The sequence below is a fragment of the Paracoccus isoporae genome (assembly GCF_900101865.1).
Classification (GTDB): Bacteria; Pseudomonadota; Alphaproteobacteria; order Rhodobacterales; family Rhodobacteraceae; genus Paracoccus; species Paracoccus isoporae.
Genome location: NZ_FNAH01000002.1, coordinates 213,249 through 233,603 on the forward strand (window position 1 = coordinate 213,249; position 20,355 = coordinate 233,603).

The following is a 20,355-nucleotide window of genomic DNA, read 5'->3' on the forward strand; positions in this document are numbered from 1 at the left end:
ACGATGAATCTGAATGGCCTCATCAACATGGTGCTGCGCCGCCTGACCCACCGGGCAACGGATTACGGGATCAACAAGGGCGCGGATTACCTGGCACGGCGCGGCAAGAAGACTGCCGACATGACCGATCTCGAACGCCAGCAGGCGGCGAAATCCAGCAAGGGCACGCGCGATATGGTCAAGCGCGCCCGCCAGGCCGCGCGGATCACCCGGCGGATGCGCTGAACTGCTTGGCCAGTTTCAGGCCCTGACCCTGGTAATTCGACGCGATGTCCTGACCGTAGAGCCGGTCGGGACGCGCCGCCATCCGCTCATAGACGAGCCGCCCGACCACCTGGCCGTGTTCAAGCGCGAAGGGTGCCTCGTGGCAGCGGACCTCCAGCACGCCGCGCGCGCCCTGACCGGCCGCGCCGATCCCGAAGCCGGGATCGAAGAATCCGGCATAATGCACGCGGAACTCGCCCACCATCGCCAGATAGGGGGCCATCTCGGCCGCGTAATCGGGCGGGATCGCCACGGATTCGCGGCTGACCAGGATATAGAACGCACCGGGATCGAGGATCAGCCTGCCGTCGCGGCCATGCAGCCGGTCCCAGAAATCGCGCGGGTCATAGGTGCCGATCCGGTCCAGGTCGATCACCCCGCTATGCGGGCGCGCGCGATACCCGACCAGGTCGCCGGTCTCGGGCCGCAGATCGACGGAAAATCCCAGCCCCTGGTCGATCAGCGCCGGCCCTTCCACCAGCGGCGTGTCCTGGTGCAGCGCGCGCAGCGCCGCATCGTCCAGAACCGCCTGTCCGCGCCGCAGCCGAAGCTGGTTCAGCCGCATTCCCGGCCGCACGAGCACGGAAAAACTGCGCGGGCAGATCTCGGCGTAGAGCGGGCCGTCATAGGCGTCGGGCAGGCGGTCGAACTCGGTCCCCTCATCGGTGATGAGCCGTGTCAGCAGATCCAGCCGCCCGGTGGAGGACTTGGCGTTGGCCACCGCAGACAGCCCCGCGGGCAGCCGCAACCGCTCCACCAGCGGCACGAGGTAGACACAGCCCTTTTCCAGCACCGCGCCCTGTGACAGATCCATCCGGTGCATCTCGAAATCGGCCAGCCGGTCGCTGATGCGCTGCCCCTTGCCGGGCAGGAAGGAGGCGCGCAGCCGCCAGGCCTGCTCACCAAGACGCAGATCGAGACTGGCGGGCTGGATCTGGGCATCGGTGATCGGCTCGGCGGCGGAAATCGCGCCGGATGCGATCAGCGCACGCAAATCGCTGTCAGGCAGAACACCGCTCATCTCGGACCTCCCGATGGACGAACGCCCACCCCGGACGGGATGGGCGGTTCGATGATGGTCGGGCTGGCGAGATTCGAACTCACGACCTTCCGTCCCCCAGACGGACGCGCTAACCAGGCTGCGCCACAGCCCGACGCGGGCCATATAGGGCGAAGCGCGGCGGGGACACAAGGGGCCAAGTGACAAAATTCCGTTTCGGAACCGGTGTCAGGCGGACAGGGTCTGGCGGGCCTGCCGGATATGGTCACGCGCGACCTGCGCCGACCCGGCCGGCAGGTCCGAGACCGCGTGCAGCGCCGCCGAGATCCGCAGCAGACGGCCCAGCCATGCCCCGTCTGCGCCTTCCGGTCCGCCCGTGCGGCGCGTCGCGGGCGCGGGGTGATCCGAACGCTCCGTCGGTGCGGCGGACGGCGAGCCGTCCGTGGCAGCGTCGGCAGTCCTGGCGCCGAGTTCGGGAAAGAGCGGCAGGGAATCGGTCAACTGGTTATCCTTCCTCGGGCGCGGGACGGTCTGGCCCTTGCGCGATACGGGCATTTCGGTGTCTGCCTTGGCGGCGGCCTTCTGCCGGGTCTCAGGCGCGCTGCCCTTACCGGGCTTGCGCATCTTGCCGCTATCGCCGGTCTGCGCCTCCGCCCCGGTGGCGAAATCGCCCCCGAGCCGGGCGGCACCGCGCGCCTTCACCGCGGCACCGCGATCCGTGGCCATCTGGCTTTTGGCGCCGCGGATCGACATCCCGTCCTCACGCAGCAGGGCACAGAGACCTGCGGCCATCCGAATGTCATCGGGGCGGTAATAGCGCCTGCCGTCGCGCCGCTTTACCGGGCTGAACAGCGGGAATTGCGATTCCCAGTAGCGCAGGACATGCGGCGCGACTCCGACCAGTTGCGACACCTCGCCAATGGATCGGAATGCGTCGGCCGCCTTTTTCATGTCAGTCCTTGTTGCCGACCGCCACCCGGTCCTTCATCAGATGGGACGGGCGGAAGCTGAGCACCCGGCGCGGGGTGATCGGAACCTCTTCCCCGGTCTTGGGGTTGCGGCCGATCCGCTCGTTCTTGTCACGCACGGAGAAGGTGCCGAAGGAGGAGATCTTGACCTGCTCCCCCTTCACCAAAGCGTCAGAAATATGCGTCAGGACGCTTTCGACAAGCTGGCCGGATTCGTGGCGGGACAGGCCGACCTCGCGAAAGACCGCTTCGGCCAAATCCATGCGAGTCAGGGTGTTATCGCTCATGTGACACCTCTCAGGCTGGTAGCGAGATTGCGTAATTCGATTTCCCGAGTCAACAAGCGAGCGCCCGTTCCGTTCCGTATGTAACAGAAAAATAAACAGCGTTTTTCACATCTTGGCGGTCCCGCTGCCCCTCCCGGCGGCCGCGCGGGCCGCGAAATTGCGGCTGATGCTGGCGCGCCGGGAACTTCACGTCGCCAGCCCCGTTTCTGCTGCAACGCAATGTGAAGAGGAGTTAACAATGGCCGTCGAACTTCAGAGCCTGACCGACAATGCCCGCAAGACCTCCATCGAAGTGCTCAATGCGCTCGTCGCCGACGGAATTGCCGTCAGCCGGGCGCTGAAACAAGCGCATTGGAACGTGAAGGGGCCGGGTTTCATTGGGTTTCACGAGCTGCTCGATTCGGTCAAGGAGCATGTCGACGCCGGCATCGACGAGATGGCAGAGCGCGTGCAGCAGCTTGACGGCACGGCCATCGGGACGGTGCGGGACGTGGCCAAGGCAACGTCGCTGAAGCCCTATCCGACGGACATGGTGAAGCTGAACGATCACGCCAAGGCGGTCGCGGAACTGCTGCGCGACTATGGCGGCAAGCTGCGCGACGGCATCGACACCACCGACGAGGCGGGCGATCCCAACACCGCCGACATCATCACCGCCGCCTCGAACGAGGTCGACAAGGATACCTGGTTCGTCTCCTCCTATCTCGGCTGAGCGCACCGACAGCGGCAACGGCACGGGGCGCCCCTGGGGCGCCCTTTTCCCGTTTGCGGGTTGCCGCCCGGCAGGATAAATGGCGCGGTCAGGAAAGGACGTTCCCATGACCAGCAACCGCCCCGAATTGCCGCCCGAGATCGCGCGCCGCCGCACCTTCGCGATCATCAGCCACCCGGATGCCGGCAAGACCACGCTGACCGAGAAATTCCTGCTGTTTGGTGGCGCGATCCAGATGGCCGGGCAGGTCCGCGCCAAGGGCGAGGCGCGGCGGACGCGGTCGGATTTCATGAAGATGGAACAGGATCGGGGCATCTCGGTCTCGGCCTCGGCCATGTCCTTCGAATATCGCGATTTCCGCTACAATCTGGTGGACACGCCCGGCCACTCGGACTTTTCCGAGGACACCTATCGCACGCTGACGGCGGTGGATGCGGCGATCATGGTCATCGATGGCGCGAAGGGGGTCGAAAGCCAGACCCGCAAGCTGTTCGAGGTCTGCCGGCTGCGCGATCTGCCGATCCTGACCTTCTGCAACAAGATGGACCGCGAAAGCCGCGACACGTTCGAGATCATCGACGAGATCCAGGAAAACCTGGCCATCGATGTGGCGCCAGCGAGCTGGCCGATCGGCACGGGGCGCGAGTTCATCGGGGCGTATGACCTGCTGCGCGACCGGCTGGAAATCATGGATCGCGCCGACCGCAACAAGGTCGCCGAGACGGTGAAGATCACCGGGATCGACGACCCGAAACTGGCCTATCATATTCCGGCTGAGCAGTTGAACAAGTTGCGCGAAGAAATTGAAATGGCACGGGAATTGCTGCCTGCGTTTGACCGGAAATCGTTTCTGGAGGGGCATCTGACCCCGATCTGGTTCGGCAGCGCGATCAACAGTTTCGGGGTGCGCGAGCTGATGGACGGGATCGGCGATTACGGGCCCGAGCCGCAGCCGCAGAACGCCGCCGAGCGCCAGATCGCGCCGGAGGAGAAGAAGGTCTCGGGCTTTGTCTTCAAGGTGCAGGCCAATATGGACCCCAAGCATCGCGACCGGGTGGCCTTCGTACGGCTCGCCTCGGGGCATTTCGAACGGGGGATGAAACTGCTGCATGTGCGCAGCAAGAAGCCGATGGCGGTGAGCAATCCGGTGCTGTTTCTCGCCGCCGACCGGGAACTGGCCGAAGAGGCCTGGGCGGGTGATATTATCGGCATCCCGAACCACGGGCAGCTGCGGATCGGGGATGCGCTGACCGAGGGCGAGGCGCTGAAATTCACCGGAATCCCGTCATTTGCCCCGGAATTGCTGCAATCGGTGCGGGCCACCGATCCGATGAAGGCCAAGCATCTGGAAAAGGCGCTGATGCAATTCGCCGAAGAAGGTGCGGCCAAGGTGTTCAAGCCGCAAATCGGATCGGGCTTTATCGTGGGTGTCGTCGGCGCGCTGCAATTCGAGGTGCTGGCGAGCCGGATCGAGCTGGAATACGGCATTCCGGTGCGCTTCGAGGCGTCGCAATTTACCAGTGCACGCTGGCTGGCGGGGCCGCGCGACAAGATCGAGGGCTTCGCCAATGCCAACAAGCAGCACATGGCCACGGATCACGACGGGGACCTAGTGTATCTGACCCGTCTGCAATGGGATATCGACCGGGTGGAGCGGGATCATCCCGATCTGAAACTGACCGCGACCAAGGAGATGATGGTCTAGCCCCGGCTTAAGGGCGGGACCCGCGCACAGCGCGTACACCGGATGTACACAGGCTGTACACCGCGCGTATGCCGGGCCGCCGTCGCGCCATCCTGACCGCCGAAGGCGGGCGGGCTTGGCAAGACGCGGCGGGGATGGCTAAGCTGGCAGCGTGTCGAACGCTCCGGCAAGCTGATGAAACATCTGCATATTCACATTGGCTGGCCGAAAACCGGCACCTCCGGCCTGCAATCCTACTGGACGCGGAACGCGGATTACCTGCTCAGCCACGGCCTCGCCTATTACCGCAGCCAGCTCGACTCCATCGGCTCCGTCGCCCGGCAGATCGCACGTGGCGACGACATGACGACGCAGGCGGAGGCGTTCGCCGCATGGACGGCGCGGCAGGAGGCGGGGCAGGTGCTGATCTCGTCCGAGGGGCTGGCCTCGACGCGGATGGAGTCGTTTCGCCAGTTCGTCCGGCCCGAGGCATGGGACCGGATCAGCGTGCTTGCCTATCTGCGGCCGCAGCCGGAATATCTGGAAAGCTGGTACAAGCAGACCGCGAAATGGGGCAGCAAGCAATCGACGCGCAGCATGCTGGTGGCGTCGTCCAAGCCGATGCGCACCAGCCATTACGCCAGCTTGCTGGCGCCGTGGGAGGCGCTGTGTGCCGAACACCGCAAGGGCCGCGTCACGGTGCGGATCTTCGATCCCGGCGAGATGGCGGGCGGTGATGTGATCCGGGATGCGATGGCGGTGCTGGGGATTCCGTATCGGCCGGACGTGGAACTGGCGCGGTCGCGTCAGAATGTCTCGCCCTCGGCTGCGCTGATCGGGATGTATCTGAAACTGCCGAAGATCGACCGCCTCCAGCAGATCAACCGGCGCATCGTGGCCTCCGGCCTGCCGGGCGTCACCGGCTCTGCCGATCTGTTCGACCGCGAGACGGTGGCGAAGATCGAGGGCTGGTTCGCCGCGGAAAACGAGCAGCTGCGGGCGCGGTATTTCCCCGAGCGGCCGCGCCTGTTCCGACCGTCCGCGCCGACGCCCCCGCCCGGCGCGGCGGAGCAGGCGGCCTTTCGCGATCTGCTGATCGAGACGATCCGCGAGATGCGCGGTGAGGATGTGGCGGCGCAGGCCCGTGCGGCGCTGCACGCGGCCGCGCAGCCATAAAAAAACCGGGCGGGGAGGCCCCGCCCGGTGATGGTTGCTCAGGCTGGGCTCAGGCCAGCATGCCCATCGGGTTTTCCAGATGCCGCACGATGGCCTCCAGCAATTGCGCGCCGAGCGCGCCGTCAATGACCCGGTGATCGACCGAGAGGGTCATCGACATGACATTGCGGATCACCACCTCTCCGGCCTCGACCACCGGGGTCTGGATGCCGGAGCCTACGGCCAGGATCGCGCCGTGGGGCGGGTTGATGACCGCGTCGAAATTCTCGATCCCGAACATGCCGAGATTGGAGATGGCGAAGCTGCCGCCCTGATATTCATGGGGGGCGAGTTTTTTGGATTTCGCGCGGCTGGCCAGATCCTTCATCTCGGCCGAAAGCGCCGAGAGGGTTTTCTGCTGCGCGTCCTTCAGCACCGGGGTAAACAGCCCGCCTTCGATCGCGACGGCGACCGCCACGTCCGAGGGTTTCAGCTTCAGGATGCGGTCGCCGGCCCAGACGGCATTGGCGTCGGGCACCTCTTGCAGGGCGAGCGCGCAGGCCTTGATGATGAAGTCGTTGACCGACAGCTTGATGCCGCGTTCTTCAAGCTGCTTGTTGAGCTGGCCGCGGAATTTCATCAGCTCGTCCAGCTTGGCCGAGCGGCGCAGATAGAAATGCGGGATGGTCTGCTTCGCCTCGCCCAGACGGGCGGCGATGGTTCGGCGCATCCCGTCGAGCTTGACCTCTTCGGTCTCGCGATCCTCATACATCTTGAGGATGGCATCGGCGGAGGGGCCGGCGGGGGCGGCGGCGGGGGCATCCGCAGCTTTGGCGTCGGCCTTGGGCGCGTCGGCCTTGGCGGGCGGGGCGCCGGGCTTCGCCTCCTCCACATCGGCCTTGACGATGCGGCCATTGGGGCCGGAGCCCTTGATCTGGCTCAGATCCAGCCCCTTGTCGGCCGCGATGCGGCGGGCCAGCGGCGAGGCGAAAACGCGCCCACCATCGCCGGATTTCGGCGCGGGCGGGGCCTTGCTGGCCTCGGCTTTCGGGGCTTCGGCGGTCTCGTCCTTCGGCTCGTCCTTGCCGCCATTCTTGGGCGCGTCAGCCTTGGCGTCGCCGCCGCCCGAGGAGACATCCCCGATATCGTCGGCGCTTTCGCCTTCCTCCAGCAGCACGGCGATGGGGGTGTTGACCTTGACCCCTTCGCTGCCTTCCTCGATTAGGATCTTGCCGATCTTGCCTTCATCGACGGCCTCGAATTCCATCGTCGCCTTGTCGGTCTCGATCTCGGCCAGAATGTCGCCGGAGCTGACCTCGTCGCCTTCCTTGACCAGCCATTTGGCCAGCGTGCCTTCTTCCATCGTCGGAGAAAGCGCGGGCATCAGGATTTCTGTGGGCATCTCGCTTGCTCCTTACTTGTAGGTGACTTTCTTGACCGCCTCGACCACCTCGTCGGAGGTGATCAGCGCATGGCGTTCAAGATTGGCCGCATAAGGCATGGGCACATCCTTGCCCGCGCAGTTGATGACCGGCGCGTCGAGATAATCGAAGGCGTTTTCCATCACATAGGCCGACAGATGGTTGCCGATGGAGCCGACCGGGAAGCCTTCCTCCACCGTCACCATGCGGTTGGTCTTTTTCACCGACTCGATCACCGTGCCGTAATCCAGCGGGCGCAGCGTGCGCAGGTCGATCACCTCGGCCTCGATCCCCTGTTCGGAGAGCTTGTCGGCGGCTTCCAGCGAATGGGCCATGCCGATGCCGAAGCTGACGATGGTCACGTCCTTGCCGTCGCGGGCCACGCGGGCCTTGCCGAAGGGGATGGTGAAATCCTCCAGCTCCGGCACGTCGAAGCTGCGGCCATAGAGGATCTCGTTTTCCAGGAAGATCACCGGGTTCGGGTCGCGGATGGCGGTTTTCAGCAGGCCCTTCGCATCGGCGGCGCTGTAGGGCATCACCACCTTGAGGCCGGGGACGGAGCTGTACCAGGCGGCGTAATCCTGGCTGTGCTGGGCGCCGACGCGGGCGGCAGCCCCGTTCGGGCCGCGGAACACCATCGGCGCGCCCATCTGGCCGCCCGACATATAAAGCGTCTTGGCCGCGGAGTTGATGATCTGGTCCATCGCCTGCATGGCGAAGTTGAAGGTCATGAACTCGACGATGGGGCGCAGCCCGCCAAAGGCCGCGCCGACGCCGATGCCGGTGAAGCCATGTTCCGAGATCGGGGTGTCGACGATGCGGCGCGGGCCGAATTCGTCCAGAAGGCCCTGGCTGATCTTGTAGGCGCCCTGATATTCGCCGACTTCCTCGCCCATCAGGAAGACGGTGTCGTCGCGGCGCATCTCCTCGGCCATGGCGTCGCGCAGCGCCTCGCGCACGGTCTGCGACTTGACCTTGGTGCCTTCCGGCCAGTCGGGGGTGCGGTCCGGGGCAGGGGTCTTGACCTCGGCCACGGCGGAGGGGGTTTCGCCGGTCTCGTCCTTGGAATTCTCGCCCTCGCCCTTCTCGGCGGGCGGTTCGTCGGCGGCCTGCGCCTCGCCGCCACCGCCGGAGGAGGCGGCCTCGATGTCATCGGCGCTTTCGCCTTCCTCGATCATCACCGCGATGGGGGTGTTGACCTTGACCCCTTCGGAGCCTTCCTCGATCAGGATCTTGCCGAGGATGCCCTCATCCACGGCCTCGAATTCCATCGTGGCCTTGTCGGTTTCGATCTCGGCCAGGACATCGCCGGAGGCGACGCTGTCGCCCTCCTTCTTCAGCCATTTGGCGAGCGTCCCTTCCTCCATCGTCGGGGACAGGGCGGGCATGAGGATTTCGGTAGCCATTCTGTCAGCCTCCCTTACGCTTCTTCCTGGGGCGCCACATCGGCGTAGATATCGGTCCACAGCTCTTCATGCGCCGGTTCCGGGCTTTCCTTGGCGAATTCGGCCGACTTGTTGACCACGTCCTTGATCTCCTTGTCGATGGCCTTGAGATCCTCTTCCGAGGCGTGCTTGCCCTGAAGCAGCATGGCGCGGATCCCCTCGATCGGGTCGCGCTCCTCGCGCATCTTCTGGACCTCTTCGCGGGTGCGGTATTTGGCCGGGTCGGACATGGAATGGCCGCGATAGCGATAGGTCATGATTTCGAGGATATAGGGCCCCTTGCCGGCGCGGCAGTGGGCCACGGCCTTCTCGCCCGCCTCCTTGACCGCCAGCACGTCCATGCCGTCCACCTGTTCGCCGGGGATGCCGAAGGCCTCGCCGCGGCCGAACAGCGTGGTCGACTTGGTCGAACGCTTGACCGAGGTGCCCATCGCATACTGGTTGTTCTCGATGACGAAAACCACCGGCAGATCCCAGAGCTCGGCCATGTTGTAGGTCTCGTAGACCTGGCCCTGGTTCGCCGCGCCGTCCCCGAAATAGGTGAAGGTCACGCGCTTGTTGTCCAGGTATTTGTCGGCGAAGGCCAGACCGGCCCCCAGCGGCACCTGGGCCGCCACGATGCCGTGGCCGCCGTAGAAATGCTTCTCCTTCGAGAACATGTGCATCGAGCCGCCCTTGCCCTTGGAATAGCCGCCCTCGCGCCCGGTCAGCTCGGCCATGACGCCGTTGGGGTCCATGCCGCAGGCCAGCATATGGCCGTGATCGCGGTAGGAGGTGATGCGCTTGTCGCCTTCCTCGGCCGCGGCTTCCAGCCCGACCACCACCGCTTCCTGACCGATATAGAGGTGACAGAAGCCCCCGATCAGCCCCATGCCGTAAAGCTGGCCGGCCTTTTCCTCGAATCGGCGGATCAGCAGCATGTCGCGGTAATATTGCAGCAACTCGTCCTTCGAGACGTTCGGCGCGGCGCGCTTGGCCGCCGTGCGCGAACCCGACGACGTTCTGCTGCTGCTCTGGCTGGTGTCGGACTTGGTGGCTGCGGGTTTCCTGGCCATGCGGGTACCTCCTGCAAGCTGGCGGGATAGTTCAGCGTTAAACTATCCGTAGCGCATCGCTGCGGGGGCTGCAATCGGGGAAGTTAACCCGGCCGGATCAGCGGATGATGACCTCGTCGGGGCGCATCAGCCCCAGCACCTCGCGGGCGCGTTCGTCCAGCAGGTCGAGATCGAGATAATCATCCGACAGGCGGTGGGTCAGGTTCTTGATCCGGTCCACCTCGGCCTGCAATTCGTCGCGTTCGGCCCTGAGCGCCTCGGTCTCCGCCTCCAGTTGAATGCGGCGCATCAGCCCGGACGGGCCCTGCACCGCGGCGAAGGCGAAGTAGAGGCTGGCGAGCACGGCCAGCAGAACGATGATGATCGCCGAGAGCGACAGGCGCTGTGACATGGGCTGCCCCGGAGTTTCGGCCTTCTATGGGCCCTTGGCATCCATCTTGCCATGATTATCCGGCCGGGGAAAGCCGGGCCATACGCCCTGTCATGGGCGGATTGCCGCCGATCGCCGCGCGCAATGCCTGCAATCGCAGCAAGAAACTTGCCGGATCGCGCCGCCGCTGGTTTCATTATTCCATGCGGTGAGACGGGGATGGCGCATGCGGGGGGCAACCAGCCGAGAGGACAGGGCACCGGATATCTATATCGCGGCCGCGGCGCTGATGCGGCCCGATGGCGCGACGCTGTTGGTGCGCAAGCGCGGCTCCACCATCTTCATGCAGCCCGGCGGCAAGATCGAACCCGGCGAGGCGCCGCTGGTGGCGCTGTTCCGCGAACTGGGCGAGGAGCTGGGCCTGTCGCCCACCGATGACGGCGCGGTCTATCTGGGCCGGTTCGACGCGCCCGCAGCCCTTGAGGACGGCAACCGCGTCATCGCCGAGCTCTACCGGGTCGAAACCGCCGATGACCTGGCCGCCCATGCCGAGATCGAGGAGATCCGCTGGCTGATGCCGCCGGAGCGCGGCTCGCTGGAGCTGGCCCCGCTGACCCGCGACATCGTGCTGCCGGCGATCTGGAACATGGCCCGCGCGGTCTGAGCGGGCCGCGCCTCGGCCGTCCGTGCGTGCCGGTCAGGCGGTATCGCCCGGCCCCAGCAGATCCGCCAGCACCAGCCCCATCACCCGCGCCGAATCCAGCATGTCGGAGACGCCGATCCATTCATCGGGCTGATGGGCCAGTTCCAGCACGCCCGGCCCGTAGGCGATGCAGTTCTTCAGCTTGCCGATGCGGTCGATATGTTTCTGGTCATAAGTGCCGGGGCTGACGACATAGCCCGCCTCGCGCCCCAGGACGCGCTCGATGGCGGCGGCGGTGGTGCGGACGACCGGGGCGTCGCGGTCGGTCATTGACGGGACGACCTCGAACAGGTCGCGGATCTCGTAGCGGAAATTCGGGCGGCGGGCGCGGATGCGCTCCATCAGCGCGGTGATCTCGGCCTTCACCTCGGCCAGATCCTCCTCGATCAGGAAACGCCGGTCGATGGTGATGCGGCAGCGATCCGGGACGACCGGCGCGGGCAGGCCGGTATAGTCGGGGCCCTGATCGGCCTCGCCGCCATGAATGGCGTTGATGTTGAGGGTCGAGGACCGCGCCCCTTCGGGGATCACCGGCATCTCTGTGCGCTTGCCCGCGAGAAGCGGCCAGAGCGTTTCCTCCATCTCGGCCAGCACCGCGCCCATATGGCGGATGGCGCTGTCGCCGAGGAAGGGCATGGAGCCGTGGGCGATGCGGCCTTGGGTTTCGATCTCGGCCCACCAGACGCCGCGATGGCCCAGACAGATCCGGTCCTTGTGCAGCGGTTCGGGGATGAGGACGTGATCAACGGCGGCGAAGCGCCCCTGCTGGGCGAGGAAGGCGACCCCGCCGAACCCGCCGGTTTCCTCATCCGCGGTGGCGGAGATTTCGATTGTGCCGGCGTGGTCGGGGTGGCTGTCGATAAAGGCCTCCGCCGCGATGATGGAGGCGGCGAGCCCGCCCTTCATGTCGCAGGCGCCGCGGCCGTAGATGCGGTCTTCAGCGGCCACGAATTCGGCGCCGAACGGGTCTCGGGTCCAGCCCTGACCGACCTCGACCACGTCGTGATGAGAGTTGAAATGCACGCAATCGCCGGGGCGGGGGCCGGTGTGGCGGGCGATCAGGTTCCAGCGCGGATACTCCAGGCTGTCGCCGGGCGTGCCGGTGGCGCGGATGAGTTCGCAGGTGAAGCCCTTTGCCGCCAGCCGCGCCTCCAGATATTCGCAGATGTCGCGATAGTGCCGCCCCGGCGGGTTCAGCGTCGGGATGCGGATGAGATCCTGCGTCAGGCGGATCAGGTCGTCGCGGCGGGCAGCGATGGCTTGGCAGAGGTCGTCCATGGGGCTGAGAGTGGCGGGGTTGTGGGGGGCTGTCCAGATGGTTCGGCGTGGGGCATCGATGCGACCGCGCGGCAGAGGTCCAGCGGCCGACCGCGGGGGGACGCCTCCACGATCTGCGCGGTGCACTTTATGGCGCATCCCCGCTGAACTGCCCTTCGACGCGGACCGGCGAAAAAGCGTCCGCCCGGGGGGCGGTCGGACGCTGGCCCGGCGGGGCTGCGCCCCTTGTTCCGGGCCGGGTCTGCGGCGGGCGATGCATGACGGCGCGGGCGGATGGGGGACCCGCGCGCGATCTGACGCTCAGGTAAAGAAACCGCGTATTTGGGCAGGCCACCCTTGTAAGCCGGGCGTTTCGCCCTAAAGTTTTTCTCAACAGCGTCTTCAGGGGATTACCGATGGCATCGCTCGACCAGCAAATGACCGAAACGCAGAAGCAGATCGTGCTGACGCAGGAAAAAATGGCCGAGGTGACAAGCCGGCTCGACCGCGCCGCCGCCGAAACCGGGGCCGAGGCGCCGTCCATCGACATCGCCAATGCCACGCTGGCCGATGTGAACGCCCATACCGAGACGATGAACGCCAATATCGCCGAACTCATCATGGGGCTGGACGATGTAACGGCGGGTTTCTCGAAGGATTTCGAGGAGATGCGGTCGAAGACCGGGTGGGAGAGCTTCGTCGGCATCTTTGCGCGCGGCAAGGCCGAATCGATGCGGCAGGAACGGCTGCGCACGGCCTCGATCGACGACAAGCTGCAGGATCTGATTTCCAAATCCGATGTCATCACGCGGCTGTTGGAGGACCAGCTTGCGCAGTTGAACGACCAGAAGGCCAAGGTCGAGGCCAACCTGACCGGCACGCTGGATGAGCGCGAGGCGACGGTCGATCAGCTTGAATCGCTGCGCGAGCAGATCAAGGCGATGGATCCGAAGCTGATCGAGTTGGAAAACAAGGTCGGTTCCACCACCGATCCGTCCGACCGCACAAGGCTGGAAACGGAACTCGCCAATGCCAACAAGGAGCATAACGCGCTCGTGCAGGACGAGCAGGTGGCGCTGGCGAAATCGCAGACGCTGGAACGCTATATCGAGGCCGGCAAGACCTGGGTGGACAGTTTGCAGAACCAGGCGGCGACGCAGATGGTGCTGATCAACAAGCTGCAGACGGATACGAAACAGCGCGTGGTGCTGTATGACGCGCTGACCAAATCGCTGAAAACCGCGCAGCAGCAGGATGTGGCCCATCGCATCAACGAGATCGGGGTCAAGACCGACCAGGAGGCACAGGCCCAGATGGCGGCGATCGGCACGGCGACGAATGACCGCATGGCCGACATGCTGGAAGCCCATGGCGACCACATGGTCTTTGCCCGCAAGGTGCTGGAGGAAAAAGCCAAGGCGGATGAACGCTTTGCGCGGCGTTTCTCGGAAATCGTCGAGAAGCATGACAAGAATCTCTATGGCGGCTGATGCGGCCAGTTCCGGAAAGCGGCGCGTGCGGGCTGATGCAGGCGTAAAGGTCGAGGCATGAGCACGGATCGCACCGGCACGCTCGACGCCGATCACCGCCAGATCGAGGATGATCTGCTCGCGCGGCGCTATTTCGAGAAGCTGCGGCTGATCGCGCGCACGCTGCCCGCGGTGCTGGCCGAATCCGTGCGCGACGGGTTGTTCAGCCGCTCCGAGACCGAGATCATCGAATCCTATCTGCGCGCCATGCTGAACTCGGTCGAGGCGCTGTCGATGAAATATCTCGTCTCGGGCCGGGTCGAGGGGCCGCTGCGCCGGTTCCTGACCATTGATGTTCATGAATCCGGCTATCCGGTCTGGTTGGAGATCGGCCAGATGGCGGCGGATGCGGCGCAGGCGGAGAACCATCTGGCGCGCAGCCCCGATACCGAGGCGATCAAGGATGACATGATCCGCCAGATCGTCGGTGATCTGACCATCCCGAAGCGGCTGCAATATGCCATGTCGCAGCGGCTTTACTATGAGGCGCTGGCGACGGGCGGGCTGTTCTGGCCGCAAATGCATCCGCAGGGCTACTGGCTGTCGGATGCGCGCAACCGGCGGCGCTGGCTGATCCACTGGGCGGTGTATGACAGCCAGCTGAACATGCCGGTGCTGTATCTGATGGAATGCGACGATAGCGGGCGGCGGCCCTTGGTCGAGGATTCGCGCCGCTGGCCCGAGGTGCAGGCGCATCTGATGGCGCAATCGGTCACGACGCTGCAACTGGTGACCATTGCCCAGGGATTCGACCGCGATTTCGACCGGCTGCATCCGCATCGGCTGCGCCGGGTGCTGCTCGGCCCGATCTATTCGCAGCAATTCACCACCCAGGAAGGCCCGATCAAGGAGGTGCTGGACAATGCCCGCGCGCCCGCGGGCGAGGATTGGGCGGTGGCGCTGACGGTGGAGGATTTGCAGGCCGAGCGGGCAGAGATGGAAAGCTCGGGCTTCTTCGGGGTGACGGAGCGGCAGATCTTCCGGCTCGACCCGCTGGGGCTTGGCGGGGCCGGGCAGGGGGCGAGCGCGGTGGAACGGGCCCTGATCCTGCCGGCGCGCCCCTATCAGTCGCTGGCCGAGCTGGACCCCGAGGGGTTCCGGCGGATGCGGAAATACGTGCCGCTGCCCGATGGCCGCGTGGCGGGCTATCGCTGATGGCGGGCGATCCGCAGATCCTCTGGCGCCGGCTGGACCTGCCCGGCCATGATGCCTGCCGGATCTGGCAGGATTCGAGCGGGCAGGGGCTGGACGGCGTGGCGGTCTGGCTGGATGCGGCGGGGCCGGCGCATCTGTCCTATCTGGTGGTTTGCGACGACGTCTGGCGGACGCGGTCGGCGCGGGTGCAGGGCCGTGTGGGTCAGCGCGAGATCACCCTGTCGATCCAGCGCAGCCCCGAGGGCGACTGGCGGATCGGCGGCGAGGAAATCCCTGACCTGCATGGTTTGCAGGATATTGATCTGGGCTTTACCCCGGCCACCAACACGCTGCCCATCCGCCGGATGCGCGCCAGCGGCAGCGATGGGGGCGATCTGGCCGCGGCGTGGCTGGATGCCGCTGACTGGCGGCTGAAATTGCTGCCGCAGACCTACCGCCTTGCGGGCGATATCTGGCATTACGCCTCGCCCCGCCATGATTTTGCCGCCGATCTGTCGGTCAATACGGATGGGTTCGTGACCGATTATCCGGGGCTGTGGATCGAAGAGGGGGCCGATGGAAAGCCGTAACGAGATGGAGCTGCCCGAGGCCGAGATCCGCGCCCATTACGGCCAGGCCCTGTCGCTGCTGACCGCGTTCGACCATGCGCCGCGACTGGGCAAGCCCGCGGCGGCGCCCGCGGCGGAACGCTCGCCCGGCATCAGGCGGACGACGCGGTTCCGATCGACCACGCCGGGGCTGGCGGGGCGGTCGACCGCGCGGGCCGAGGGGATCCAGCTCATTGACCGGATCGAGGGGGTGGGGGGCGACGATCTGCCCTCGCCCGCCGCCGCCACCGTGGTCCGCGCGCTGCGCCGGGCGCTGGCGATTGCGCTCGCCGTGGTGGACGAGGTCGCGGCGCGCTCCGGTGCCGCCGAGCTGAAACGCGCCAATCTGGAGGGGCGGTTGGCCCCGGACCGGCGGGGGGAGTTCGCGGAATTGCTGGCGGTGGAATCGCTGGCCGCGCTGTCGGTCTTTGCCAGTGCCACCGCGTTTCTTCTGGCCGAACATGCCGGGCCGGAGACGGTGGAGGGGATCACGGCGGATGAGATCCTGACCGACAACCCGACCACCGCCTTGCAGGGGGCGCTGTGGGAGCTGGATCAGAACCTCGCCCGCGCGGCGCAGGACGACAAGACGCTGATCGCCGCCGTGATCGCCTTTGCCGAGGCGGTCTCGGCCGCCGTGCGCGCCCGCGCCGAGACCGCGCCGCGCAGCGCCGCCTTTACCGGCGCAAGCTGGCGTGTGGCGGCGGATGAATTCCCGATTGCCGGGTTTGCGCCGGCCACACGGGCGCGGGGCCAGAAGGTGCAACTGGCCTTCAAGACGCCCGAGGAGGTGGTCGGCAACGCCATCGCCAAGCATCAGATGATGCGGCTGTCGCGGATGCTGGTCGCCTATGATTTCGACCGGCGCATGAATCCCTTCGTGGAGCTGGGCGGGTTCATCCATACGTTTCTGGGCGACGGCAAGCCCGGCACCGGCAAGACCACGCTGATCCAGATGATGGCGGGGCTGATCAATGATTACTGCACCGTCGCGGGCTATCCGTTCCGCTATGCCAATCTCTCCATCGACAATGTGGACAGCTATCAGGGCAAGTCGGGGCAGAATGCGCGGGCCTTTATCGACAGTGTGATCGACCCCGCCGTGATCGGCTTCGGCACCATCGACGATATCGACCAGATCGCCGGCAAGCGCGGCGACAAGCAATCCTCCAGCGGCCAGCAGGAGATCACGGCGGTGCTGATGGAGGCATTTGCCGGCGCGAGCACCATCGTGCGCGGCAATGCGACTTTCGGCATGTTCTCCAACTACGCCGAATCCATCGATGACGCGCTGCGCCAGCGGGCAGGCGCGCGCTTCCTGATCGACGGGCCGCAAAGCCGGGCGGATTACATCGACATTCTCGCCCTGCTTCTGGGCAAGCGGCACGAGATCCCGGTCGGCGATCACGATCTGATGCAGGCGCAGGCGATCCGGTCGGCGGTGGCCGAAAGCCTCGAGCGCCATAACCAACCGCAGGAGGCGGGGCTGGCGCAGGTCTGGGGCGAGGTGACGGCCGAGACCGGGCCGCTCGACACGCTGGCAGAATTCGGCACCTATCTGCACGCCATCTCGCAGGCCGATCCGCGCTTCACCGGCCGCGCGATCAAGAATATCACCGACGCGATCAAGGCCCGCGCGATGGATTTCGACATGCCCGATGCGTGGTTCGAGAGCCCCGAGCCGTTCCTGCACCAGCCCTATGCAAGCAAGCTGGAGATGATCGCGGCGCTGCGCCAGCCGATCACGGCTGAGATGATCGCGCAGGAGATCAACCGCTATGCGGACAGCGAATGGCGCTATGCGGAGAGCAGCGACGAGACGGCGATCGAGGAGGCGGTGCGGAATATGGAGCGGATGGACGAGGCGCAGAGGCGGTATCGGGAAGGAATGAAATGAGCCGCAGATTCGTTATCGAAGCCGAGGGACTGCCCGATCTTGCCGGAATGATGCTGGTGACGGTGGAGGCCCTCCGCTCCATCGGCGGTTCGGCGACGATCCACGAACTCGATGAGCGCGTAGCTGAAATCGAGGGCGTGAGCGAGGAAGAGCAGGCGTTCATGATGACCGGCGACGGTCATCGCCCGAGGCTGAATTATTTCCTGTCATGGGCCAGAACCTATCTGCGCCGTGGCGGAGCGGTGGAAAACTCGGCCCGTGGGGTCTGGGCTTTGACCGAGCGCGGTCAGGGCATCACGACCTATCAGCAGACGCAGGAAATTCGTGCGCAGGTCGCTGAGGAAGAGCGGGAGAAGGCGCGGCAGAAAAGGATGGCGGAAAAGGCTCAGCCGGCTCCGGATGCCGAACTGCCGGAGCCCGACCCATCGGATGATGACGATCTGCACGCGACGGACTGGGAAAATGAGCTGCTGGAGGTCGTCAAGAAAATGACCCCTGACGCCTTCGAACGCCTCGCACAGCGATTGCTCAGGGAATCTGGGTTTATCAAAGTCGAGGTCAGAGGCAAATCCGGCGATGGCGGGATAGATGGCGTCGGCGTTTTGCGCGTCAACCTGATTTCGTTTCAGGTGCTGTTTCAGTGCAAGCGGTGGAAAAGCAGCGTCGGCGCGTCCGAGATCCGCGATTTTCGCGGCGCGTTGCAGGGGCGCGCGGATAAGGGGCTGTTCATCACCACCGGCAGCTTTACCAGCCAGGCGTCCGAAGAGGCGACGCGGGACGGTGCACCGGCGATTGACCTCATCGACGGTGACAGGTTGTGTGAGTTGCTGAAGGATCTTGGACTGGGTGTAAAGACGGAGCTGATTGAGAAGGTCACGGTCGATTCGGGTTGGTTTGAAGGAATCTGATGCAAGGTTTTGCCCACCGCATGCCGCCCGGAATCAAGGCGCGTCAGCGCCGCCGGGCAGCGTCCGGCCGCCCGCTCGGGCGGACGCTTCGCAGCCGGTCCGCGCCGGACGGTCGTTCAGCGGGGATGCGCGATAAAGCGTGGACCAACACCGCCGATGCGTCCGCCCGCGGCCGGACGCTGCCCGGCTCTGCTGCGGTTCACTCGGCACTGCACTCCGATCCATCGCGATGCTAAGGTGACCGCATGAAACGTCTGATCGAAAAAGGCCTGATGTTCGGCAATCTGATCCGGGTGGACAGCCCGGCCTGGGTGGCGCGGTATAACCGGGCGCTGAAGCTGGTGGCGGGGCGGGAGACCGCTCTGAGCGAGTTCCATATCGACCTCGCGGGATACTCGCCCGAGATCGGGGATGAGATCGGGGATATGGATTATCTCAACCCGGCGGGCGCGCATCGCCAGTTCATCCTGCTGACGACGGAACAGAAGACCGCGCCGCTGCTCAATGCCGATCTGTCGGTGCTGCGCGATCTGTTGCAGCTGTTCATTCGCGAGAATGAAAGCCAGCTTTTCAGCCTGACTGCCCGCGATGCGGTGCTGGGCGAGATGGACGACCGGGTCTGGCAGGTGAGCGCGCCCGCCGATCTCCTCCAGATCGGGCGGATCCGGATCAGCGCCGATACGACCGGCAACCATGTCGCGGGCGCCGACAAGCTGACCGCGCTGATCGAGCGGTTCCGCAGCGAGCCGGATGGCTGGTATGACGATGTGCTGATCGCGCGGATGATCGCGCAGGCCAAGGAAACCGGCGATGTGATCCGCAACCCGATCCGGCTGGAGGCGGGGGATTACGAGGTGCCGGATTTCTGGACCTCGCAATTCGGCGGGGTCTATGTGTTCCGCAGCCCGCGCGAGCCGGCGATGATTTTCCGCGATGCCGAGTTGATGGCCTCGGCGCATGACCGCCCCGACCTGTCCGGTGTGAAACTGATCGCGCTCGGTGACACCAACGCCATCGCGATGTGGCTGGCGCGCAACGCCCTGGCCGAGCCGATCGTGACGGCGAAAGGCGCGGATGGCGCGGCGATCCTGCGCCAGAAGATCGATTTCATCCTCGTGGACGCGGCCACGAGGCTGGGGATCGATACGGGAGACGCCACCCGCTCTGCGCTGCGCCGGGCGGCGGCGCGGATGGGCGAGGGGCTGCCGCCGGAGATCCGCGGCCTGTCGGCGCTGTTGCGCTATGCCGAGGAGGGCGGGGCCTGGCCGGTGATCGACAGCGCCGATCCGGCCTATTTCTATGCTATCAGGGCGGCGGCGACGCCGGCACGGGAGCTGGTGAACCAGATGCTGACCGAGCTGGCCCCGCATGATGTGCGCGCCCTGTTCATCCTGAACAAGCCGCTGTTCTACGCCGCGTATCAGGGCTGGGACGAGGCGAAGAAGGACTATGTCGCCAATCACCTGGCGCGCGAATACCAGATCGACAAGCAGGGCACGCGCGACGCGCTGTTCGGGGCCGAGCCGTCGATGAAGGAGCCGCCCCCCATCGCCGGCCCCTGGGGCAAGGCGCGCCGGGGCGGGACGCTGAGCGGGGCGTCTGCGGCCCTCGGCACCGGCCGGACGCCGCGCGATCAGCCGATCCGCGGCCCCTGGGGAGGGTGAGACATGGCGGTTCTGCGGCTTGCGCTGACCCTGTTCATCATCGAGGCGATCTTCTATGTGCTGATCTCGGTCTATCTGCGCTCGACCAAGACCGAGGCGCTGGAAGAGGAATGGGATCGCCGCCATCCGGAGCGCGCCGGGGACAGCCCGGAACGAAGGCTGTTCGTGCGACGTTCGATGGCGGGGTTCCGCAAGACCCTGAAGGCGCGGCTGGTCGCGCTTGTTTTCGTCGTGCCGACGCTCGCCGTGCTGGTGATCGCCTGGTTCGTGAACGTGCAGTAAGGAGGCGCGCCC

Annotated in this window: 20 protein-coding genes and 1 tRNA gene; 12 read left to right on the plus strand and 9 right to left on the minus strand. The window is 65.7% G+C overall.

From position 1 onward, the window contains the following. The first annotated feature begins 3 nt into the window (after positions 1 to 3). On the plus strand, positions 4 to 225 hold the full coding sequence (locus BLT73_RS04650; RefSeq protein WP_245727069.1) for a hypothetical protein: 222 nt from the start codon (positions 4 to 6) through the stop codon (positions 223 to 225). On the opposite strand, the gene BLT73_RS04655 is transcribed toward BLT73_RS04650, so the two are convergent. From BLT73_RS04655 to ihfA, 4 genes are all read right to left on the minus strand, one after another. After that, on the minus strand, positions 206 to 1,285 hold the full coding sequence (locus tag BLT73_RS04655) for a 2'-deoxycytidine 5'-triphosphate deaminase (RefSeq protein WP_090521354.1): 1,080 nt from the start codon (positions 1,283 to 1,285) through the stop codon (positions 206 to 208). The two genes, BLT73_RS04650 and BLT73_RS04655, sit on opposite strands and share 20 nt — an antisense overlap. A 55-nt stretch (positions 1,286 to 1,340) precedes the next feature. Then, a tRNA-Pro gene (locus BLT73_RS04660) sits at positions 1,341 to 1,418 on the minus strand. 74 nt (positions 1,419 to 1,492) lie between these two features. Further along, a complete protein-coding gene (locus tag BLT73_RS04665; RefSeq protein ID WP_090521356.1) occupies positions 1,493 to 2,215 on the minus strand; it encodes a MerR family transcriptional regulator in 723 nt (240 codons plus the stop codon). A gap of 1 nt (position 2,216) precedes the next feature. Next, complete coding sequence (ihfA, locus tag BLT73_RS04670) at positions 2,217 to 2,519, minus strand: integration host factor subunit alpha (RefSeq protein WP_090521358.1); 303 nt, start codon at positions 2,517 to 2,519, stop codon at positions 2,217 to 2,219. A gap of 238 nt (positions 2,520 to 2,757) precedes the next feature. Between ihfA and dps the strand changes: the two genes are divergently transcribed. From dps to BLT73_RS04685, 3 genes are all read left to right on the plus strand, one after another. After that, complete coding sequence (gene dps / locus BLT73_RS04675; RefSeq protein WP_090521359.1) at positions 2,758 to 3,231, plus strand: DNA starvation/stationary phase protection protein Dps; 474 nt, start codon at positions 2,758 to 2,760, stop codon at positions 3,229 to 3,231. A 106-nt stretch (positions 3,232 to 3,337) separates the two neighbouring features. Next, positions 3,338 to 4,936 carry a peptide chain release factor 3 gene (locus tag BLT73_RS04680; RefSeq protein WP_176804908.1) on the plus strand — a complete coding sequence of 533 codons (1,599 nt, stop codon included), beginning with the start codon at positions 3,338 to 3,340 and terminating at the stop codon, positions 4,934 to 4,936. Positions 4,937 to 5,110: 174 nt separating this feature from the next. Then, on the plus strand, positions 5,111 to 6,091 hold the full coding sequence (locus BLT73_RS04685; protein WP_090521362.1) for a hypothetical protein: 981 nt from the start codon (positions 5,111 to 5,113) through the stop codon (positions 6,089 to 6,091). Between the two features lie 49 nt (positions 6,092 to 6,140). Here the strand turns inward: BLT73_RS04685 and BLT73_RS04690 are convergent, their stop codons facing one another. The 4 genes from BLT73_RS04690 to BLT73_RS04705 form a co-directional block, all read right to left on the minus strand. Then, on the minus strand, positions 6,141 to 7,472 hold the full coding sequence (locus BLT73_RS04690; RefSeq protein WP_090521364.1) for a pyruvate dehydrogenase complex dihydrolipoamide acetyltransferase: 1,332 nt from the start codon (positions 7,470 to 7,472) through the stop codon (positions 6,141 to 6,143). A 12-nt stretch (positions 7,473 to 7,484) separates the two neighbouring features. After that, the gene (locus BLT73_RS04695; RefSeq protein WP_090521365.1) at positions 7,485 to 8,897 is read right to left on the minus strand and encodes a pyruvate dehydrogenase complex E1 component subunit beta; all 1,413 of its coding nucleotides are present in this window, start codon (positions 8,895 to 8,897) and stop codon (positions 7,485 to 7,487) included. Positions 8,898 to 8,911: 14 nt separating this feature from the next. Then, positions 8,912 to 9,991, minus strand: coding sequence for a pyruvate dehydrogenase (acetyl-transferring) E1 component subunit alpha (gene pdhA, locus BLT73_RS04700; RefSeq protein ID WP_090521367.1), 1,080 nt, complete (start codon positions 9,989 to 9,991; stop codon positions 8,912 to 8,914). Positions 9,992 to 10,088: 97 nt separating this feature from the next. Beyond that, a complete protein-coding gene (locus BLT73_RS04705) occupies positions 10,089 to 10,382 on the minus strand; it encodes an FtsB family cell division protein (RefSeq protein ID WP_090521369.1) in 294 nt (97 codons plus the stop codon). Between the two features lie 205 nt (positions 10,383 to 10,587). Here BLT73_RS04705 and BLT73_RS04710 point away from each other — a divergent pair, with 205 nt between their 5' ends. Beyond that, the gene (locus tag BLT73_RS04710; protein WP_090521370.1) at positions 10,588 to 11,025 is read left to right on the plus strand and encodes an NUDIX hydrolase; all 438 of its coding nucleotides are present in this window, start codon (positions 10,588 to 10,590) and stop codon (positions 11,023 to 11,025) included. 33 nt (positions 11,026 to 11,058) lie between these two features. Here BLT73_RS04710 and BLT73_RS04715 read toward each other — a convergent pair whose 3' ends face one another. Then, positions 11,059 to 12,342 carry an acetylornithine deacetylase/succinyl-diaminopimelate desuccinylase family protein gene (locus tag BLT73_RS04715; protein ID WP_090521371.1) on the minus strand — a complete coding sequence of 428 codons (1,284 nt, stop codon included), beginning with the start codon at positions 12,340 to 12,342 and terminating at the stop codon, positions 11,059 to 11,061. Between the two features lie 416 nt (positions 12,343 to 12,758). Here BLT73_RS04715 and BLT73_RS04720 point away from each other — a divergent pair, with 416 nt between their 5' ends. The 7 genes from BLT73_RS04720 to BLT73_RS04750 all read left to right on the plus strand — a co-directional run bounded on the left by BLT73_RS04720 (position 12,759) and on the right by BLT73_RS04750 (position 20,343). Continuing rightward, positions 12,759 to 13,811, plus strand: coding sequence for a hypothetical protein (locus BLT73_RS04720; RefSeq protein WP_425438804.1), 1,053 nt, complete (start codon positions 12,759 to 12,761; stop codon positions 13,809 to 13,811). A gap of 57 nt (positions 13,812 to 13,868) precedes the next feature. Then, positions 13,869 to 15,005 carry a hypothetical protein gene (locus BLT73_RS04725; RefSeq protein WP_176804911.1) on the plus strand — a complete coding sequence of 379 codons (1,137 nt, stop codon included), beginning with the start codon at positions 13,869 to 13,871 and terminating at the stop codon, positions 15,003 to 15,005. After that, positions 15,005 to 15,574: a putative glycolipid-binding domain-containing protein gene (locus BLT73_RS04730; protein ID WP_090521374.1), complete on the plus strand. Its 570-nt coding sequence runs from the start codon at positions 15,005 to 15,007 to the stop codon at positions 15,572 to 15,574. The genes BLT73_RS04725 and BLT73_RS04730 overlap by 1 nt, the downstream gene beginning before the upstream one ends. Beyond that, complete coding sequence (locus BLT73_RS04735) at positions 15,561 to 17,489, plus strand: AAA family ATPase (protein ID WP_090521375.1); 1,929 nt, start codon at positions 15,561 to 15,563, stop codon at positions 17,487 to 17,489. The genes BLT73_RS04730 and BLT73_RS04735 overlap by 14 nt, the downstream gene beginning before the upstream one ends. After that, positions 17,486 to 18,397, plus strand: a complete 912-nt coding sequence (locus BLT73_RS04740; RefSeq protein WP_090521377.1) for a restriction endonuclease — start codon at positions 17,486 to 17,488, stop codon at positions 18,395 to 18,397. Before BLT73_RS04735 ends, BLT73_RS04740 begins: the two co-directional genes overlap by 4 nt. A gap of 245 nt (positions 18,398 to 18,642) precedes the next feature. Next, complete coding sequence (locus BLT73_RS04745; protein WP_176804913.1) at positions 18,643 to 20,061, plus strand: DUF6638 family protein; 1,419 nt, start codon at positions 18,643 to 18,645, stop codon at positions 20,059 to 20,061. Positions 20,062 to 20,064: 3 nt separating this feature from the next. After that, positions 20,065 to 20,343: a hypothetical protein gene (locus BLT73_RS04750; protein ID WP_090521378.1), complete on the plus strand. Its 279-nt coding sequence runs from the start codon at positions 20,065 to 20,067 to the stop codon at positions 20,341 to 20,343. Positions 20,344 to 20,355: the final 12 nt, after the last annotated feature.